Annotated in this window: 16 protein-coding genes and 2 riboswitches; of the genes, 9 read left to right on the top strand and 7 right to left on the bottom strand. The window is 67.2% G+C overall.

Annotated features, from left to right (window positions below):
* Nucleotides 1-17: 17 nt before the first annotated feature.
* On the top strand, nucleotides 18-752 hold the full coding sequence (locus tag ACE10W_RS13335; RefSeq protein WP_370163210.1) for a GntR family transcriptional regulator: 735 nt from the start codon (nucleotides 18-20) through the stop codon (nucleotides 750-752).
* Between the two features lie 2 nt (nucleotides 753-754).
* Nucleotides 755-1,504 (top strand): aspartate/glutamate racemase family protein, encoded by a 750-nt coding sequence (locus ACE10W_RS13330; RefSeq protein ID WP_038966024.1) that lies wholly within the window; start codon nucleotides 755-757, stop codon nucleotides 1,502-1,504.
* On the opposite strand, the gene ACE10W_RS13325 is transcribed toward ACE10W_RS13330, so the two are convergent.
* Complete coding sequence (locus tag ACE10W_RS13325; RefSeq protein WP_011086072.1) at nucleotides 1,505-2,884, bottom strand: amidase; 1,380 nt, start codon at nucleotides 2,882-2,884, stop codon at nucleotides 1,505-1,507.
* An 88-nt stretch (nucleotides 2,885-2,972) separates the two neighbouring features.
* On the opposite strand from ACE10W_RS13325, the gene ACE10W_RS13320 reads away from it, so the two are divergent.
* The 4 genes from ACE10W_RS13320 to ACE10W_RS13305 are packed head-to-tail and all read left to right on the top strand — an operon-like array spanning nucleotide 2,973 to nucleotide 6,841.
* Nucleotides 2,973-4,067, top strand: a complete 1,095-nt coding sequence (locus tag ACE10W_RS13320) for an ABC transporter ATP-binding protein (protein WP_011086071.1) — start codon at nucleotides 2,973-2,975, stop codon at nucleotides 4,065-4,067.
* Between the two features lie 29 nt (nucleotides 4,068-4,096).
* On the top strand, nucleotides 4,097-5,143 hold the full coding sequence (locus ACE10W_RS13315) for an ABC transporter substrate-binding protein (RefSeq protein WP_011086070.1): 1,047 nt from the start codon (nucleotides 4,097-4,099) through the stop codon (nucleotides 5,141-5,143).
* A gap of 19 nt (nucleotides 5,144-5,162) precedes the next feature.
* Nucleotides 5,163-6,026: an ABC transporter permease gene (locus ACE10W_RS13310; protein WP_011086069.1), complete on the top strand. Its 864-nt coding sequence runs from the start codon at nucleotides 5,163-5,165 to the stop codon at nucleotides 6,024-6,026.
* Nucleotides 6,026-6,841: an ABC transporter permease gene (locus ACE10W_RS13305; RefSeq protein WP_304552059.1), complete on the top strand. Its 816-nt coding sequence runs from the start codon at nucleotides 6,026-6,028 to the stop codon at nucleotides 6,839-6,841. The genes ACE10W_RS13310 and ACE10W_RS13305 overlap by 1 nt, the downstream gene beginning before the upstream one ends.
* Here the strand turns inward: ACE10W_RS13305 and ACE10W_RS13300 are convergent, their stop codons facing one another.
* On the bottom strand, nucleotides 6,842-7,177 hold the full coding sequence (locus ACE10W_RS13300) for a hydroxyisourate hydrolase (RefSeq protein ID WP_304553749.1): 336 nt from the start codon (nucleotides 7,175-7,177) through the stop codon (nucleotides 6,842-6,844). It lies immediately after the preceding gene.
* A gap of 26 nt (nucleotides 7,178-7,203) precedes the next feature.
* Here ACE10W_RS13300 and ACE10W_RS13295 point away from each other — a divergent pair, with 26 nt between their 5' ends.
* Together ACE10W_RS13295 and ACE10W_RS13290 are read left to right on the top strand one after the other, a co-directional pair.
* Nucleotides 7,204-8,388 carry an MFS transporter gene (locus ACE10W_RS13295; RefSeq protein WP_304552057.1) on the top strand — a complete coding sequence of 395 codons (1,185 nt, stop codon included), beginning with the start codon at nucleotides 7,204-7,206 and terminating at the stop codon, nucleotides 8,386-8,388.
* A complete protein-coding gene (locus tag ACE10W_RS13290; protein WP_304552055.1) occupies nucleotides 8,369-9,736 on the top strand; it encodes an amidase in 1,368 nt (455 codons plus the stop codon). The genes ACE10W_RS13295 and ACE10W_RS13290 overlap by 20 nt, the downstream gene beginning before the upstream one ends.
* A gap of 155 nt (nucleotides 9,737-9,891) precedes the next feature.
* Here the strand turns inward: ACE10W_RS13290 and ACE10W_RS13285 are convergent, their stop codons facing one another.
* Nucleotides 9,892-11,313, bottom strand: a complete 1,422-nt coding sequence (locus tag ACE10W_RS13285) for a PepSY domain-containing protein (protein WP_304552053.1) — start codon at nucleotides 11,311-11,313, stop codon at nucleotides 9,892-9,894.
* Between the two features lie 12 nt (nucleotides 11,314-11,325).
* Nucleotides 11,326-13,674: a TonB-dependent siderophore receptor gene (locus tag ACE10W_RS13280; RefSeq protein ID WP_304552051.1), complete on the bottom strand. Its 2,349-nt coding sequence runs from the start codon at nucleotides 13,672-13,674 to the stop codon at nucleotides 11,326-11,328.
* Between the two features lie 112 nt (nucleotides 13,675-13,786).
* Nucleotides 13,787-13,989: riboswitch (cobalamin riboswitch) on the bottom strand.
* Between the two features lie 72 nt (nucleotides 13,990-14,061).
* On the opposite strand from ACE10W_RS13280, the gene ACE10W_RS13275 reads away from it, so the two are divergent.
* Nucleotides 14,062-14,634, top strand: a complete 573-nt coding sequence (locus ACE10W_RS13275) for a histidine phosphatase family protein (protein WP_060911296.1) — start codon at nucleotides 14,062-14,064, stop codon at nucleotides 14,632-14,634.
* Nucleotides 14,635-14,640: 6 nt separating this feature from the next.
* Here ACE10W_RS13275 and cobT read toward each other — a convergent pair whose 3' ends face one another.
* The 3 genes from cobT to ACE10W_RS13260 are packed head-to-tail and all read right to left on the bottom strand — an operon-like array spanning nucleotide 14,641 to nucleotide 17,177.
* The gene (gene cobT, locus ACE10W_RS13270; protein WP_304552046.1) at nucleotides 14,641-15,693 is read right to left on the bottom strand and encodes a nicotinate-nucleotide--dimethylbenzimidazole phosphoribosyltransferase; all 1,053 of its coding nucleotides are present in this window, start codon (nucleotides 15,691-15,693) and stop codon (nucleotides 14,641-14,643) included.
* A gap of 10 nt (nucleotides 15,694-15,703) precedes the next feature.
* A complete protein-coding gene (gene cobF / locus ACE10W_RS13265) occupies nucleotides 15,704-16,453 on the bottom strand; it encodes a precorrin-6A synthase (deacetylating) (protein ID WP_304552044.1) in 750 nt (249 codons plus the stop codon).
* A 46-nt stretch (nucleotides 16,454-16,499) separates the two neighbouring features.
* Nucleotides 16,500-17,177, bottom strand: a complete 678-nt coding sequence (locus tag ACE10W_RS13260; RefSeq protein ID WP_304552042.1) for an energy-coupling factor ABC transporter permease — start codon at nucleotides 17,175-17,177, stop codon at nucleotides 16,500-16,502.
* A 36-nt stretch (nucleotides 17,178-17,213) separates the two neighbouring features.
* Nucleotides 17,214-17,425: riboswitch (cobalamin riboswitch) on the bottom strand.
* Nucleotides 17,426-17,452 lie beyond the last annotated feature (27 nt).

Here is a 17,452-nt window from a genome sequence, read left to right as displayed (position 1 = left end):
GGCTGGAAACGGCTAAGATGAGCGGAAGCAGTGAGGCACGCGTGCAGCAGAAATCGGAAGCGCCGAAGGGACGAAAGTCGCCCAAACTCAAGCGGATGGGCCTGCATGAGCGCGCCGCCGCGCGGATGCGGACGATGATCATCCGCGGCGAGCTGCCGCCGGGATCGCAGACCCAGGAGACCAGGCTGTCGAAGGAGCTGGGCGTGTCGCGCACGCCGTTGCGCGAGGCGATGAAGGTGCTGGCGGCCGAAGGGTTGATCGAGCTACGCCCCAATCGAAGCCCGCGCATCGCCGACATCGCGGTCGACGGCATCTCGGAGCTGTTCGAGGCGCTGTCCGGAATCGAACGGCTGGCCGCCGAGCTTGCCGCGGAGCGCGCCACCGAGCGCGATCTCGCCCGCCTGCGCACGCTTCAGACCCGCATGGAGGGTCATCACCGCAACGGCAAGCTCGACGATTACTTCGCCATCAACGGCGAGATCCACAACACCATCGTCCGCATGGCGCGCAACACGCCGCTGCGCGAGGCGCACGAGACGCTGATCTCCCGCGCCGAACGCGCGCGTTACCTCGCGCTCGGCGCTAACAGCCGCTGGAGCAATTCGGTCGACGAGCACGCCGATATCCTGGCAGCGCTCGAGGCGCGCGACAGCGAAGCGGCCGGCCGCCTGCTCGGCGCCCATGTCCGGCGCACCGGCACTGCCCTGCTCGAAGTGATCGCCGCCTCTCAAGCCAAGCAGACGGCGGCGTGACCATGAAGCTGCTGCTGCTCAATCCGAACACCAGCACCGAAGTCACGCACCTGATGATGGGGGTCGGGCAGCGCGCGGCCTCATCAGGCACCGAGCTGATCCCCTGCACCGCGACCCGCGGCGTGCCCTATATCGCGACGCGGACCGAGGCGCAGATCGGCGGCGCCATTGCGCTGGAGATGCTGGCCGAGCAGCACCGGAACGTCGATGCCGCGATCATCGCCGCCTTCGGCGATCCCGGCCTGTTCGCGGCGCGCGAAACCTTCGACATTCCCGTGGTCGGCATGGCGGAAGCCGCGATGCTGACGGCTTGCATGGCCGGCCGCCGCTTCGCCATCGTCACCTTCGCGCAGGCGTTGGGCCCCTGGTACGAGGAATGCGTCCGCGCCCACGGGCTATGGGAGCGCTGCGCCGGCATCCGCATGCTCGACACGCCGTTCCAGGCGATCTCCGAGGTCGGCACCGAGAAGGAGGATGTGCTGGTCGATCTCGCCCAGCGCGCCATCGTCGAGGATGACGCCGACGTGCTGATTTTTGCGGGCGCGCCGCTCTCGGGCCTCGCCGAACGCGTGGCCGACCGGATTCCCGTCCCCGTCGTCGATCAAGTCGTCGCCTCAGTGAAGCAGGCCGAAGCGCTTCATGCGCTGCGCCTGCGCAAGGCAACGGCGGGCACGTTCCGCCGGCCCGCCGCCAAGCCGACCATCGGTCTTGCCGAGGCGCTCGCCGCCCGGCTCGAGCATCGCGACAGCTGATCAGAGAGGCGGCCGGCGATGCGAAAACCCCAATTCGTTCTCGATGGCACGGCCGAAGGCAAACAAGCGGGATTCGCCGCCGGGCGGCGCGATGATCTGGATGCCGAACGGCAGCTCGTTCACATCCCTGGGTGCCGGCAAGGTCAGGACCGGAAACCCGACCAGCGACACGATGAAGGTGACAGCGAGATAGTCGATCGGCGTCTCCAGCGCGGCGCCGTCGATCGCGGTGACGTCGCTGATCTCGTTCGGCCAGGGCAAGACCGATGCCGCCGGCGCGACCAGGAAATCGGCGCGCGTGAACAGCTCGCGAAAGCTGCGGTAGATCGCCGTACGGCGGCGCTCGGCGGTGAGATAGTCCTCGGCGGAGAGTTTTGCGCCCGCCTCGATATTCCAGATCACGGTGGGCGTGAGCTCGGCGCGACGCGTCTTCAAAAGATCGCCATAGCTATTGGCGATGTGCGCGGCGCGCAACGTACGAAACGTCTCGATCGCGCCGCCGCAATCGGGCGAGGACGGCACAACATTGGCCACGCGCGCGAGCGCCTCGCAAGCCGCTGCGAAACGCGCACGAACCTCGCGTGCAACCGGCGCGACGCCGAAGTCAGGCGTGACGGCGATCCGGGGACGTCCTGCGATCGCTCGATCGTCACTGACTACGCGGGCCGAGAGCGGATCGTGCGCGTCGCTTCCCGCGCATACCGACAGCGCAAGCGCGAGATCGTCGACGCCGCGGGCGAGGAAGCCGTGGCTGGCCAGCATATCCCAGCCGAGCGGGCGGCGCGGCGACGGGATGCGGCCGGGCGTCGGCCGGATCGAGGCGACGTCGCAGAAGCTTGCGGGCGTGCGCACCGAGCCGCCGAAATCGGTGCCGTGCGCCAGCGGCACCATGCCGGCCGCGACCGCAACGGCAGAGCCGCCGGACGATCCGCCGGAGGTCAGCGCGGGATCGAAGGGATTGCGCGTCGGCCCGCGCAACCGGTTGGTGCAGACCGCACCGAAGCCGAATTCCGGCGTGTTGGTCTTTCCCAGAATGATCGCGCCGGCGCGCCGCAGCCGCGCGACCACGAGCTCGTCCTCGGCCGGGACGTGATCGCGGAACAAAGCCGAGCCGTAGGTGGTGGTCAGCCCGCCGGTATCGGTGAGGTCCTTGATCCCGATCGGCACGCCATGCAGCGGTCCGATCGGCGCGGGCGCCGCATCGCAGATTTCCGCCAAACGGCGGGCGCCCTCCGCATCGACCGTGACGAACGCCGCCAATCGGGTATCGAGGTCCGCAATCCGTGCGAGGTGCGCCTCGACGGCGTCACGCGAGGACAGCTCGCCTCTCGCGATAGCGCGCGCAAGCTCCGTGGCCGTGAGGTCGCAAACCGATGTCATCGGCCCACCATGCCAAAACGCGCATCGAAAGGCGAGCGCTTCGGGCACGAGACTTGCTTTCTCCTCTGGAGCAACGGGAGGCAACACCATGGCTGATGCGCCAAGCGGACGTTCGCTCGTCGTCGATGCGGTCACGCACCGCTATCCGAGCGGCGCACTCGCGGTCGAGAACATCAATCTCGACATCAAGGGCGGCGAGATCATCGCCCTGCTCGGTCCGTCAGGCTGCGGCAAGACCACCCTGCTGCGGATCATCGCCGGCTTCATCGCGCAGACGCAGGGGCGCATCATCATCGGCGACGACATCGTCGATTCGCTGCCGCCGAACCGCCGCGCGGTCGGCATCGTGTTCCAGAACTACGCGCTGTTTCCGCACCTGTCGATCAGCGAGAACGTTGCCTACGGGCTCGCCGCGCGCGGCATCGACAAGGCGAGCCGCCAGCGCGAGGCGCAGCGCCTGCTGGAGCTGGTGCAACTACCGACCATGGCAGAACGATTGCCGCGGCAGCTCTCCGGCGGCCAGCAGCAGCGCGTTGCGCTCGCCCGCGCGCTCGCGATCAAGCCGTCGATCCTGCTGCTCGACGAGCCCTTTGCCGCGCTCGACAAGAATTTGCGGCTCGACATGCAGATCGAGGTCAAGCGGCTGCAACGCGTCTCCGGCATCACCACGCTGATCGTGACGCACGACCAGGAAGAGGCGCTGTCGATGGCCGACCGCGTCGCCGTGCTGAGCCATGGCAAGCTCGAGCAGTTCGGCTCGCCGTCCGACGTCTACGACCGTCCGCAGACGCTGTTCGTCAATACCTTTGTCGGCTCGACCAATCGCATGCCCGGTGTCGTGATCTCGGCGGACCGCACCGCCGCAAAGGTCCGCCTCGATGCCGGCGCGGAGATCATCGCACGTCCCGCGGGCGGCGCGCTCGCCGAAGGTGGCCGCGTCACCGTCTGCATCCGGCCCGAGCATCTGCAATTCGTCGGCGACGAAACCGGCTTTGCCGGCGTGGTCGGCATGTCGCTGCCGCTGGGCGCCACCGTCGTGCACGAAGTCACGACCGCCGACGGCTCCGGCGTCAAGGTCTCGCAGGCGCGCATCGGCGAGACGCGCGCGCTGGAGAACGGCGCGGCGGTGCGCCTCGCACCGCTCGCCCCATCGCTCGCCAACGCCTTTCCCGCAACGCTTTAGATCCAGTTCTTGTCCAGAGGGAGTTCCACATGATCATGAACCGCCGAAGCCTGATGACGACCGCACTCACACTCGGCGCCATGAAGGCGTTTCCCGGCCTGAGCTTCGCCCAGGCCCGCCCGCTGGTGTTCGCGACCTTCACCGGAAGCTGGGAGGAGGCGCACAAGGCCGTGCTGGTGCCGGCGTTCCGGAAAGCCAACGCGGACGCCGCGATCGTGCTCGATCCCATGCTCTCGGTCGACCAGATCGCGAAGGTCAATGCCGCCAAGGCCAATCCGCCGATCGACGTCATGCTGCATGATCCCGGCCCCGCCCTCGTCGCGATCGGCCAGGACCTGGTCGAGCCCTATCCGGTCGAGAAGAGCGCCTACTACAAGGACCTGATCGCCGAGGCACAGGAGCCGATGGGCCCCGCCCCGTTCTTCCAGGTCGTCGGCCTCACCTACAATCCGGAAGCCGTCAAGACGCCGCCGACCTCCTGGGCCGATCTCTGGAAGCCGGAGTTCAAGGGCCGCGTCGGCATCACCAATCTCAACTCGACGCTCGGCACCGGCTGGCTGGTCGAGATCGCCAAGATGCGCGGCGGCTCGGAAGCCAATGTCGATCCCGGCTTCAAGGCGCTGGAGGAGTTGAAGCCCAATCTCGCCGCGGTCGCCGCCAATCCCGGCGCGCTCGCGACCCTGTTCCAGCAAGGCCAGATCGACATCTCACCCGGCAATTTCAACGCCATCCAGATCCTGAAGGCGCGCGGCGTGCCGGTCGAGTTCGTGGCCCCGAAGGAAGGCGCCATCGCCTTCAAGACCACGATCCATATCGTCAAGAACTCGCCCAACCGCGAGCTCGCCTTCAAGCTGATCGAGGCCGCGCTGACGCCCGAGGTGCAGACCACGCTGATGAACCCGCCCTACCTGATCGTGCCCACCAACTCCAAGGTGACGATGGGCGGCGAGATCGCGCGCGTGCTCGCCAAGGACACCGCCGAGCTGAAGCAGAAGTTCGTGTTCCAGGACTGGAAGAAGATCAACGAGCAGCGCTCGGCCTGGATCGAGCGCTTCAACCGCGAGATCAAGATCTAAGAGCTCCAAGGACCTGACGATGGGCGCAGCACCGGCATCACGGGACGTGACCTCCTACGGGATGGGATTGGCAGTGCCGCTGGCGCTGTTCTTCCTGGTCTTCTTCGTGGCGCCGCTGCTGCAACTGCTCTGGCTCTCGCTGCACAACGACACGGCCGGGCTCCATTGGGGGCTCGGCCAGTACCTGCACTTCCTCACCGATCCCTTCAGCCTCGGGGTGCTCGGCTCGACGCTGCTGCTAGGCGCGGAGGTGACGGCCGTCTGCCTCGTGCTCGGCTTTCCCATCGCCTGGCTCTATCAGCGGGTCGGGCCAAAGCTCCAGACCATCATCATCCTGATCGTGCTGCTGCCGCTGCTGACCAGCGTCGTGGTCCGCACCTTCGCCTGGATCGTCATCCTCGGCCGCCAGGGCATCATCAACGCGACGCTGCAATCGCTCGGCATCATCAATACGCCCTTGAAGCTGCTCTACACCCAGTTCGGCGTCGTGATCGCGCTGGCGCAGGTGCAGATGCCGCTGATGACATTGCCGCTGATCACCGCGCTCGGCCGCATCGATCCCAATCTCGACGATGCCTCCTGCTCGCTCGGCGCCGGGAGCTGGCGCACCTTCTTCAGGATCGTGCTGCCGCTGTCCTTGCCGGGCGTCATCGCCGGCTGCACGCTGACCTATGCCGCCGCGATCACGGCGTTCATCACCCAGTCGCTGATCGGCGGCGGACAGATGCTGTTCATGCCGATGTATCTTTATCAGCAGGCTTCCACGCTGCAGAACTGGCCCTTTGCATCCGCGATCTCGATCATCTTCCTGCTTGCCGTGCTCGCGGTCGTCTCCGTCTTCACCACGCTCGGCCGCCTGTCGCGCGGCTATGGAGGCGCGTGATGAGCGGTCGCAAGCGCACCCTGGAGGCGATCAGCTTCGAGCTGGCCATGACCGTGATCGCTGTCATCGCGCTGATCATCATCATCGCGCCGTCGCTGGTGGTGCTGATCGTCTCCTTCACCAGCGGCTTCTCGCTGCGCTTCCCGCCGCCGGGTTACTCGCTGCGCTGGTACGCCGAACTGTGGGAGGCCTGGCAGCTTCACTTCGCGGCGAAGAACAGCCTCATCGTCGCGCTATGGGCGACGGGCCTGTCCGTCGTCCTCGGCGTTGCCGCCGCGCTTGCGATCTCGCGCTCGCGGACGCTGTCGGCACGACTGCTCGATTCCCTGTTCATGTCGCCGCTGGTGCTGCCGGCGCTTGCCTTCGGGCTTGCCGCCCTGATGCTGTTCTCACTGGTCGGCCTGCCGGTCTCGCCGCTGGCGCTGGTGATCGGCCACACCGTGGTGTGCGTGCCCTACGTCGTGCGCAATACGGTCGCAGCGCTCGCCCAGCTCGAGCCGACCTTGCTGGAGAGCTCGGCGGTGCTGGGGGCGAGCCGGCTCTACACGTTCCGCCGGATCGTGCTGCCGCTGATCCGGCCGGGCATCATCGCGGGTGCCTTCATCGCCTTCATGTCGTCGTTCGACAATGTGCCGGTGTCGCTGTTCCTGCGCGACGCCGCCACCGACATGCTGCCGATCCGGATGTGGCAAGACCTCGAGGGCAAGCTGGATGTGACCATCGCTGCCCTGTCGGGCGTGCTGATCATTGCGACCGTCGCGCTGGTTGCCGTCATGGAGCGCGTCACGGGCCTGTCGCGGCGGCTGACGAACTGATCAGGCGCCGCGGAACAGCGAATAACCCCAGCGCGTAAATTTCAGCGGCAGGTGAAAATGCTCGTCAACGTTCTTGATGCGGAAGCGGAACGGCGTCACCGTGAGAAAACCGTCGCTGTCGCCAAAGAACTCGCCGAGATGAAACAGGACCTCGTACTCGCCGGCCGTCACACCGGCGCCTTGCGCTATGGGGTGATCCAGCACGCCATTGGCGCCGAGCCGCCCGTCGGCGATGCGGGAGGAGTCGGGATCGATCCGCCAGATCTCGACGCGCAGCCCCTGCGCGGGACGCCCGCTCGCCACATCGACCGCGTGAATGGAAATACCGCCTGCCATCATGTCCCTCCCCTGAGCGTGCCGCCATGGTAGACGGAAACGCCGCCGCTCGGCCAGCACTGCTGCCAGCCCTGGGCGCGATGACCTGGCTCCAGGCGCTGGTCGCGCTCGCCTTGTTCGCGCCCGGCGTGGTCGCGCCGCGCGCCCATATCGAGGTCTGGCAGCTCTCGATGTTCTCCTGCGCGGTGTTCGCCGTCGGTATCCCCGCCTCGTTCTGGGGCGGCGGCTTCATCGCGCGGGTTGGCTCGCTGCGGATCGCGAGCCTCTGCGCGGCGGCCATCGTCGTCAGCATGGCACTGGCTTCGCTCGGATCGAGCGCCGCCCTGCTCGCCGCGGGCCTCTGCCTCGGCCTTGCCATGGGCCCCGAGACGCCGGCAAGCGCAGCGCTGCTGGCGCGGCTGGTGACCGCCGAGCGCCGCGCCTTCTCGGTGCGCCAGACCGGCAACCAGATCGGCGCGGTCTGCGGCTCGCTGGCCCTGCCCGCGATCGCCATCGCGTTCGGGCCGGCCTGGTGCTATGCGGCCGTTGCTGCCCTGGCGCTGTTCGCGATCGCGCTGTTCGAGTGGCTGCGGCCGGCCTACGCCGGCAAGCTCGTCCCGCCCCCAAAGCTCGATCTGCGCGCGCGGCTGGCACTGGTGACCGCGGACCGGCGGATCGCGATGCTGGCGCTGGCATCGATGCCGTTCAGCGCGATGCAGGTGTCGCTCAACACCGTCTTCGTCACGCTCGGCACCCGCGAGCTTGGTCTCAGCCATATCGAGGCCGGCATGGCGCTCGCCTGCGCGCAAGCCGGCGGCCTCGTCGGCCGGCTTGGCTGGGGCTACGTCGCCATGCGCCTCGACGCCCCCCGCGCCGTGCTCATCGTCATCGGCCTCGGCATGGCCTTCTGCGCCGCGCTGCTCGGCCTCGACGGCGGATCGCTCAGCCGCACCTGGCAATTCGCAGTTGCGGCGCTGTTCGGCCTGACGGCGTCGGGCTGGAACGGCGTCTTCATCGCCGAGATCGCGCGCCTCGCCCCGCAGGACCGGATCGGCGAGACCACCGGCGCGGTGCTGACCGCGTCCTATGCGGGCCTACTGGCGGCGCCGGCCGTGGTGTCGATCCTGGACGGTGTGGCCGGCCTTGGCGCGGCGTTCTTCGCCTTGGCCTGTCTTGCCCTCTGCGGCACATTGGCGCTGATGTGGGGAGGCCATGACAAAACCGACGCATAGTGCGCGCGAGATCGCAGCCGCCGTCACCGCCGGGCGGATGACCGCCGTCGACACGGCGAAGGCCGCCCTTGGCCGCATAGACGCCGCCAAGGCCTTGAACGCAGTGGTCACGACCGATCCCGCACGCACGCTGGCCGACGCGGCGGCGGTCGACGATCGCCTGCGTGCCGGCGAGACAATGCCGCTGGCCGGCGTCCCCATCCTCGTCAAGGACAACATCTGGGCCAGCGGCTGGCGCATCACGCAGGGCTCGCGCCTGTTCGCCGATTTCATCGCGCCACAGGATGCAATTGCGATCGAGCGCCTGCGCAAGGCCGGCGCGGTCATCGTCGGCATTGGCGCAACCTCCGAATTCGCCAGCAAGGGCGTCACGACATCGCCGCTGTTCGGCCCGACGCGGCATCCCCTCGATCCCGCGTTGACGCCGGGCGGCTCCTCTGGTGGACCCGCCACCGCCGTCGCAGCCGGCCTCGTGCCCCTCGCGATCGGCACCGATGCGGGCGGCTCCAGCCGCAGGCCGCCGGCCCATGTGGGCGTCGCCGGCTTCAAGCCGTCCTACGGCGCGATCCCTTATGGACCCGGCTTCGCCGAGCCGTTCTTCGGTCTGTCGGTCATCGCGCCGATCGCCGCCGACGTCGCCGACATCGCGCTGGCCTTCGAGGCCATGGCCGGTGTCGATGCGCGCGATCCGGATGCAGCCGGCATTGCGCAAGAAGCCGAGGACATCGCCGGCCTTCGCATCGCCTTCTCACCGCGGCTCGGGCTCGACGTTGCGGTCGATGACGTTGTCGCCAACGGGCTCGTTTCCGCAGTCGCGCGTCTCTCCGCCGCAGGCCTCAGCATCGCGCTGCGCGATCCCACTTGGCCGGCGGGTGCGACGGAAGAGGCCCTCATGCCGCTTCAGCACGCTGGCCTTGCCGCGCTCCATGGAGACGCTTTTCGCAAGGACCCGACTGTCTTCGACCCTGACATCGCCAGGCAGATCGAGCGAGGGCTGTCCTGGTCAGGCGCGGACGTCGCGGGTGCGCTGGTCGCGAGCGCCGCGATCGCCAATGCATTCGCGGCCTTCTTCGCCGAGGTCGATCTGCTGCTGACGCCGACCGTCCCCTGTGTCGCCTGGCCGTTCACCCAGCTCGGACCCGACACGATCGGCGGCCGCGCGGCGAGCCCGCGCGCGCATGCGGTGTTCACGCCGTTCGTCAATCACGCCCGCCTGCCGGCGATTTCACTTCCCTGCGGCACCGACGCCCGCGGGCTTCCGTTCGGTCTCCAGATCATCGCCCGGCGCGGCCAGGACCGCACGCTGCTGCGCGCCGCGCGGCATATCGAGGCGCAGTTGCAGGCGTAACTTTGCGAGATCGCGACGATTTCGGAATATTCGCAATATACCCCTGTTTTGCCCGACGGGTCAAATCGCGCCGATGCCTGCGTAAGCCGTTGATTCCACTATCACCGGCTACTGTGCATGGGGTTGTTTTCGCACTTTTTGTTCTATCGGACGTCCTAGCTGATGAAAGACAGACGCAGCCGCCGCCAGCCGATGACGATGCCGGTGATGGAGAACACCAGTCCGAGCGCGCAGAGGCCCACGATCAGGACATCGCGCAAACGCGGATGCGCCTGCAGGACTGGAAAATCTAGCGTGTGCAGCGCGCCGTAGAACCAGCGATAGGCTCGCCGCGACGCATCCAGCCTTTGCAGCACGCGGCCATCGGCGCTGTCGATGTCGAACCACAGGCCGCCGCAGCGGGAACGGTAGACGGGTGCACCGGGAACGACGGACTGCGCGGGATAATCGTCGCTATCCGCGAGAATAGACGGCGCATTGCAGGCCGTCGCAAGCCTCGTCACCATGCTCCCGATCACCCGCGCACTGACGACCGGCGCCTCCTCACTGTCGGGCCCAACCACAACCTGTTTCTCGAGACCAATCCGCTCGCGTCGATAGAGGCTGCCGTCAACGGCAAACCATTCGACCTCTCGGGCCGAGGGCGATATTCGCTTCCGTTCCGCCGATGGGGCGGTCGTCCAGTCCGGCGATGCATCGATCACGCCGGCTTCGGCCGGGGTCAGCTGCCCTCGCGAGAACAGCCGGCCGTGATCCATGGAGAGCCATCCACTGAAGATCCACGTCAGCACGAAGACGGTCACCACGAGGCCGATGATATGATGAAGGGCGTGCCAGCCGCGATAAGGCGAGGAGATCCGGTATCCTCGCATCCTGGACCGCACGATTCCGAGCACTGCACCCAGCATGGCTGCAATCAGCGCCAACAGTGACAGCGTCCAGACCACGCTGTCCCACAGCGCCCAGTTGCTTCTCAGGACCGTCGGGTAGATCCAGTGCAGGACGCTTCCGACGAGATTCCAGCCGCGCTCGCTTCGCGTCGTATCCAGCACGACCTCGCTCGTGCGCGACGAGACGTAGACCTCCGTTCCGGCGGCATCGCCGAGGGCCACGCGAAACAAGGGCCGGTGACGATCAAAGCCGTTCGGCACGCTCCACTGGTCGTAGTCCGCCTGCGCAACGACAGCCGCATGCGCGGCATCGAGCCCGCGTTGGCGCGCATGCACCTGCGCGATGGCGAGCGCGGCCTCGGGCGACCGCACCGATGCATCCCGCCCGTCGGTCGCGCGAACCGCGCGAAGGTGCGAGGACCCCGACACGACATAGACCGGCCCATCGCTCCGCTGAATCAGGCGCAGGCGCGTAGCATCGGCGATGCCGCTCACGGCCACGGCATCGGCAACACCGATCCTCACCTCCGTACGATCCACCGGCGCGAGACCGGCAATCCGCTCCGCTTCCGTCAGCGATGGAAACGGAACGAAGTGCATCACGATTCCCGTCGCGAACCACATCGCGAACAGCAGGCAGAACGCGATCCCGAGCCAGCGATGCAGCAGGACGATCGCGCCCATCATGTGGTCAGCGCCCTACCATTTGAATGCGGCCGAGAGTTCATAGGTTCGCGGCGCGCCCAGCAGGATCTGGTCGGGATAGAACGGATCGCCCCAGATCGCGTAGCGCTTGTCCGCGATGTTGCGCACCCGGAAGGTCAGGCGGGCCTGGTCGACCGCATTGAAGACCGCCTTGGGGATGTCGACGAAGGCGTAGACGTCGGCGACGGTATACGCCTTCATCGTCACCGTGTTGGCATCGGTATTGTAGCGGTCGCCGACATGACGGCCGGTGATGCCGACTTCAACCGGCCACGGCGTGAAGATGCGGTACGAGGCGCCAGCATTGGCAACGATGCGCGGCACGTTCGGCGGCGTGTTGCCCGAGAACGATCCGCCGACGAAATTGTAGTCGGCATAGCGCGCATCGACATAAGCGATGTTGCCCCACAGCCGAAGGGGCTCGATCGGCCGCACCGAGGCGGCGAGCTCGACGCCCTTCGACTCCTGCCGTCCCGCAATATTGAGCGCCTGCCCGCCGGCCGCCGCATAGACGTTCTTGCGCAGGATGTCGTAGGCCGAGAACGACCACTCCGCCCGGTTGTCCCAGAACAGGTGCTTGACGCCGGTCTCGTAGGTCCGCGCGGTCGTGAGGTCCAGCGGCTGGGTCGGCAGCAGCAGGAAGATGTTGTTGGCGGAGATATCAGCGCCGGTCGCGTACTGGCTGAAGAAGGTGAGGCCCGGAACGGCCTCCCAGGTGTAGCCGATGCGTCCCGTCACCGGCGCCCAGTCCTTGGTGAACGGAAAGCCCGCGTTCACCAGACCGTTCTCGTCGGTCGAGTTGCGGTCGAGCCCGATATGCTCGACGCGCAGCCCGCCGATCAGCGCGAAGGTCCGCGTCAGCTTCAGCCGGTCCTCGAACGACAGCGCCTCGTTGTCGATGCGCGCGGTCTGCTGCTTGGTCGCGAGCAGTCCGTAATAGCCACGATCGAAATCGACCAGCGGAACATAGTCGTTCGGGAATTTCGCCGCGCCTGGCCTGACGAAGTCGAGATAGCTCGACGACAGCGTCGTGACCAGCCGGTTGTCGAAGCCTGCGATGTTCGTGTCCCAGATCAGGTCGGTGATATTGCCGACAAGGCGCTGGCTGTGCGCGACATAGAAGCGCTCGCGATACACTTGGTTTTTCGTGGAATCGAACGCCTCGATCTCGTTGTTGAACCACGACCGCTCCGCGCCGTAACCATAGGCCTGACTCTTCAGCGTCAGGTCCGGCGCCAGTTTCAGCTCGAAGCCGCCGCGCAACCAGACCTCTTGCGCTACGTTTCGGTTGTCGAGAACGTTGTAGTTGGTGTTGAAGGTGCGGTCGTCGATCGTGACGGCCCCGAGGTCGGTCCTGTTGAAGTAGGTGCCGGAAACAATCCCCGTCGTCGCATGCGAGCCGCTGAAAGCGATCGGCACCAGCGGCGCGCCCCAATAGGCCTTCCCGCGATCCTCGCGGTACTCGATCGCACCCCAGACCTTGAGGCTGTCGGAGATGCGGTAGTTGAGCTGGCCGGACACGTCGAGCGTCTTGGTGTTGGTGTCGTCGACAAAGCCGTTGAGCGAGGAGCGGCTGATGTCGAAGCGGTAGTCGAGGCCCTGAACGTTGGTGCTGCCGCCCGAGCCGTAATGCGCGCGGAACGAGTTCAGGGAGTCGTACGAGAAGTCTGCCTCGTTGCGGATCGCTCCGGTGTGCGGCTGCTTGGTGACGAGGTTGATCGAGCCGCCGGCGGCGCCCTCGCCCGAGATCAGCGAGGCCGGGCCCTTCAGGAATTCGACGGCCTCCAGATTGGCGGTGTCCATGATCCGCGAGGTCATGTTCTGCGGGCCGATCTTGATGCCGTTGTAGAGCGTGTTGATCTGGCTGTTGGTGAAGCCGCGCATCGAGAAGCCCGCCGGCTCCCCCGGCGCGTCGCCGGAGGTGACGCCGACTGCGCCCTGCGCCACCTCGGACACGGTGCGATAGCCCTGCTCGCGCATGGTCTCGGCCGAGATCACCTCGACGGTCGCGGGCGTCTCGCGCACGGTGAGGCCGAGACGCGAGGCGCTCTCGGCCACCGCATTGCTGTTGAGCGGCGTTGGCGCCGCTTCGCCTGGCACGGCGGGCTTGGGCGCCGCCGATGCGGCCGCTGGCCTCCGCGGCGTCGCGCGGCGCGCGCTCTGCGCGTCCCGGCCAGCCGGCTTGGCCTGCTTGCGGGACTGGGCGGGCGACACCTCGACAGGCGGCAGCGGTTCGCGGACCTGCTGCGCCAGCGCGGCGGGCAGATCGGCGACTGTAAACGACGTGAGAGCAGCAGAGGCGAGCAGGAAACGGCGCGACCGTACAATACGGATAGAAGACACAGCGGGACCTCGGTATGACGTCAGTGGCACGTCACAGCGAACGAGGTCTCACCTTTGGCCTTTCAGCCGTCCGATGAAGCCGAATGTCTGTACTCCCCGACCGACATCTTCGCGTGTGACCACGGCTGACGGCAGGTCTCCTGGCTCGCGGGTCGTCACCACTTCGTCGCCTTCCCGGGACCGAGGACCCAGTGGCTTCTGACGAAGGATTATCCGCTTACAGTTGCGGGGGCAGCCGCGGCATTGGGGAAACATCCCCGCACCGCATTCCCTTTTCATCCCCTCTCGGGGGAAACCGTCGCGAGCATCTAGGATTACGATCGAGACAGAGTCAATGTGGCAGTTGCGGCGTTATTGCCACAGCGACCAACTTCCTTGGAGATAGGCATGGAAGGCGAGACCTTCCTCTGGCTGATACGCCATGCACCCGTCGACGGCGTCGCGGGGACGATTCACGCGCAGGACGCGCCTGCCGATCTCGGCGATCGCGCGCAACTGGAAGCGTTGCGCCAGCGCCTGCCGTGGGACTCTGCGAGCTATGCCAGCCCGTCGCGGCGCACGGTCGAGACGGCGCGCGCATTGGGGCTCGAACCGGAGCTGATGGGCAACTTCAGCGAACAGGATTTCGGCGACTGGACCGGCCGGCGGCATGACGAACTCGCCGCAATGGGCGGCGAAGTCTACGCGCAATTCTGGAGCGACCCTGCGCACCTGAGACCACCGGGCGGCGAAAGCTTCGAAGATCAGGTCGCGCGCGTCCGCCTGGGCCTGTCACGGATCGGCGCCGGGCCAGCAACGCTCGTCGTGCATTCCGGCACGATCCGCGCCGCACTGTGCATCGCGCTGGATCTTGCGCCGCAAGCTGCCCTGCGCTTCGTGATCGATCCGCTGTCGCTCACCAGGATCGACCGGCTCGCGACCGGCTGGCGCGTCGTGTCGGTCAATCAGCGCGTGGTGTGAGCCGGATCAGGCCGGGCGATCCGGCACATTGGCCTGCGCGAAGGTCGCCATGCCGTTGTGAAGCGCACAGGCCGATCGCACCAGCGGCAGCGCGATGGCGGCGCCCGATCCCTCGCCGAGCCTGAGATCGAGGCTGATCAGCGGCTGCACGTTCAGGGCGCGCAGCACCAGACGATGCCCCTGCTCCGCCGACTGGTGCGACGGCAAGAGGAACGGCTGGCACGACGGATTGAGGCGCACGGCCGCCAGCGCCGCGACCGACACGATGAAGCCGTCGATCAATACGGGAATGCGGCGTTGCGCGGCCGCGATGATCGCACCGCAAATGGCCGAGATCTCGAGGCCGCCGACGGCGCACAGGATTTTTTCGGGCGACGCAGCCGCAACGCCATGGCGCGCAACCGCGGCATCGATCACGCGCGCCTTGTGCGCACGGCCGGCGGCATCGACGCCGGTGCCGCTGCCCGCGATTTCCTCGGCGCTCACGCCGAGCAGACTCGCCGCGATCGCCGCCGAGGTCGTGGTGTTGCCGATGCCCATCTCGCCGAAGATCAGAAGATCGGGCTGGCTGGCTGCCGCGCGCGCAACCGCACGCTCGCCGGCCTCGAAGGCGAAGGCCAGCTCTGCGAGCGTGAGCGCAGCCTCGACGCTGAAATCGCGCGTGCCGCTGCGCGGCTTGTCGGTGACGATGCCTATCATCTCGTCTTGCGCCAGCGTGCCGGCGTCAACGACTTCCAGGTGCGAACCCAACTCACGCGCCAGCACCGAGATCGCGGCGCCGCCCGAGGCGAAGTTCGCCATCATCGCGATGGTCACGGCTTGCGGATAGGCCGACACGCCTTGCGCAACGATGCCGTGGTCGCCCGCGAAGATGATGATCGGCACGCGTGCCGCGCGTGGCTGCTCGGTCGCTTGCAGGCCCGCGAGCTCGATCGCGAGCTGCTCGAGCCGGCCGAGCGCGCCGGTCGGCTTCGTCAGTTGCGCCTGCCGCACGATCGCCGCCTCGCGATGGACCGCGGAGATTTCGGGGCACTTATGGTAGACCCATTCGGGGAGCATGCTGCCTCGCTTACGGCCTGCGCTTGAGAATGTAGCAGTCCATGATCCAGCCGTGCCGCTCGCGCGCCTCCTGCCGCAGCGCGGCGATGCGCGGGCCCACCTCGGCCAGCGCGCCGGACATGATGATCTGATCGGGCATGCCGAGATAGGCGCCCCACCAGATCTGGAGCCCGACCGGATCGAGCGACTGAAACGCCGTGCCGCCATCGAGCATCACGACCACGGTGTCGACGTTTACCGGCCAGCCGCCTTCACGCAAGCGGCGGCCTGTCGTGACCAGAAAGGGCTCGCCGATGTCGTTCAGCGGCAGCGCATGCGCCGCGCACAACGCCTGGATCGAAGTGATGCCGGGGATGACCTCGATCTCCGGCAAGGGATCGAGCCGGCCCGCAATGCGCAGCGAGGAATCGTAGAGCGACGGATCGCCCCAGATTAGCAGCGCGACCCTGCCATCCCCTTCGAGATGGCTCGTGATGGTCTGCGACCATTTCGCGGCGACCGCATCGTGCCAATCGTCGACGCCCTTGCGGTAGTCCGCCTCGCCTGCGTCGCGCACGGGAAGATCGAACTCGGCGATGCGCGTCTTGTCGCTGGTCAGCACATCCGCGCAGATCGTCCGCCTGAGATCGGCGAGATCGGACTTTGCGCTCCCCTTGCGCGGGATCAGGACGAGATCGGCCGCGTTGATGGCGCGGGTCGCGGCGTGCGTGAGCTGCTCGGGATCGCCGCAACCGATGCCTATCAGGGAGAGCGTGAGCATCGCGTTCGCGAAGGGCGGCCATCACGGCCGCCCTTTCGCTTGTCTCTCAGGCCGCGTTGTGCAGGCGCGGGGTGACGAGGCCGGGCGCGGTGACGCCGCGCAGCGACTTCGCCAGCGCCAGCACGGCGAGATCGGCCAGCGGCTCGATCACGATGACGAGCGCATAGGAGGCCGCGAAGGTCGCGATGTTGACGAGGTTGGTCATAGCAAAACCGGAGCCATAGAGCGCCCAGAACGCCACCCAGCCGATGACGCCGGCCTGATAGGTCGTCGAAAGCGCCAGCGCCTGGCGATACCTGAGATCGACATAGGCGGTGTTGCGGGCAATGATCCGCGTGGCGATCGCCTGGATCGCGAACAGCGGCACCAGCAGCGTGGTGACGTTCATGCCGTATTGCGGCAGGTCGGCCGGCTCGAAGAAGACGCCCTGGAACAGCAGGCCGAGCGCGAGGCCGAAGGCCGCGGGCGCAGCACCGAACAGCAGGAACAAGGTCGAGCCGAGGATGAAGTGCACCTCGGACACGCCGACCGGGAAGTGCGGCAGGATCTCGAAGAAGGTGAAGACGAGGCCGGTGGTGGCGAGGGTCCGCGCCGCGAACGACGTGATGCCCTGTTCGCGCACGGTCTCGACCGCGAGCTTCAGCGCAACGCCGCCTGCGGCGATGCCGGTTGCGTAACTCAACACGAGCTTGGCGCCCGTCACGATCCCGGGTTCGATATGCATGGCTCAGTCCTTTCCTGCCGTCACACCCGACGGCCTTGGCCTCAAAACATGCACGGCCGGTCTCCTGGCTCGCGGTTCACTGGGGATCTCCGGCCTTCCCGGACCTTGCGATCCAGTGGCGGTTCGGAGCCCCTCACCGCTTACAGTCGCGGGGGCGGCTGGGGTTTTGGGCGCCGCAACTGGGTCCGCCCATCCCCATTCCCGATTATGCTCCGGCGCTTTGCGCCACCTCGAGCACCATGCTTGTCCTGTGTGCCCCTTTCGCGCAGCCTGCG

Source organism: Bradyrhizobium sp. B025 (assembly GCF_042257955.1).
Classification (GTDB): Bacteria; Pseudomonadota; Alphaproteobacteria; order Rhizobiales; family Xanthobacteraceae; genus Bradyrhizobium; species Bradyrhizobium diazoefficiens.
This window is presented reverse-complemented; position numbering and strand designations above follow the sequence as displayed.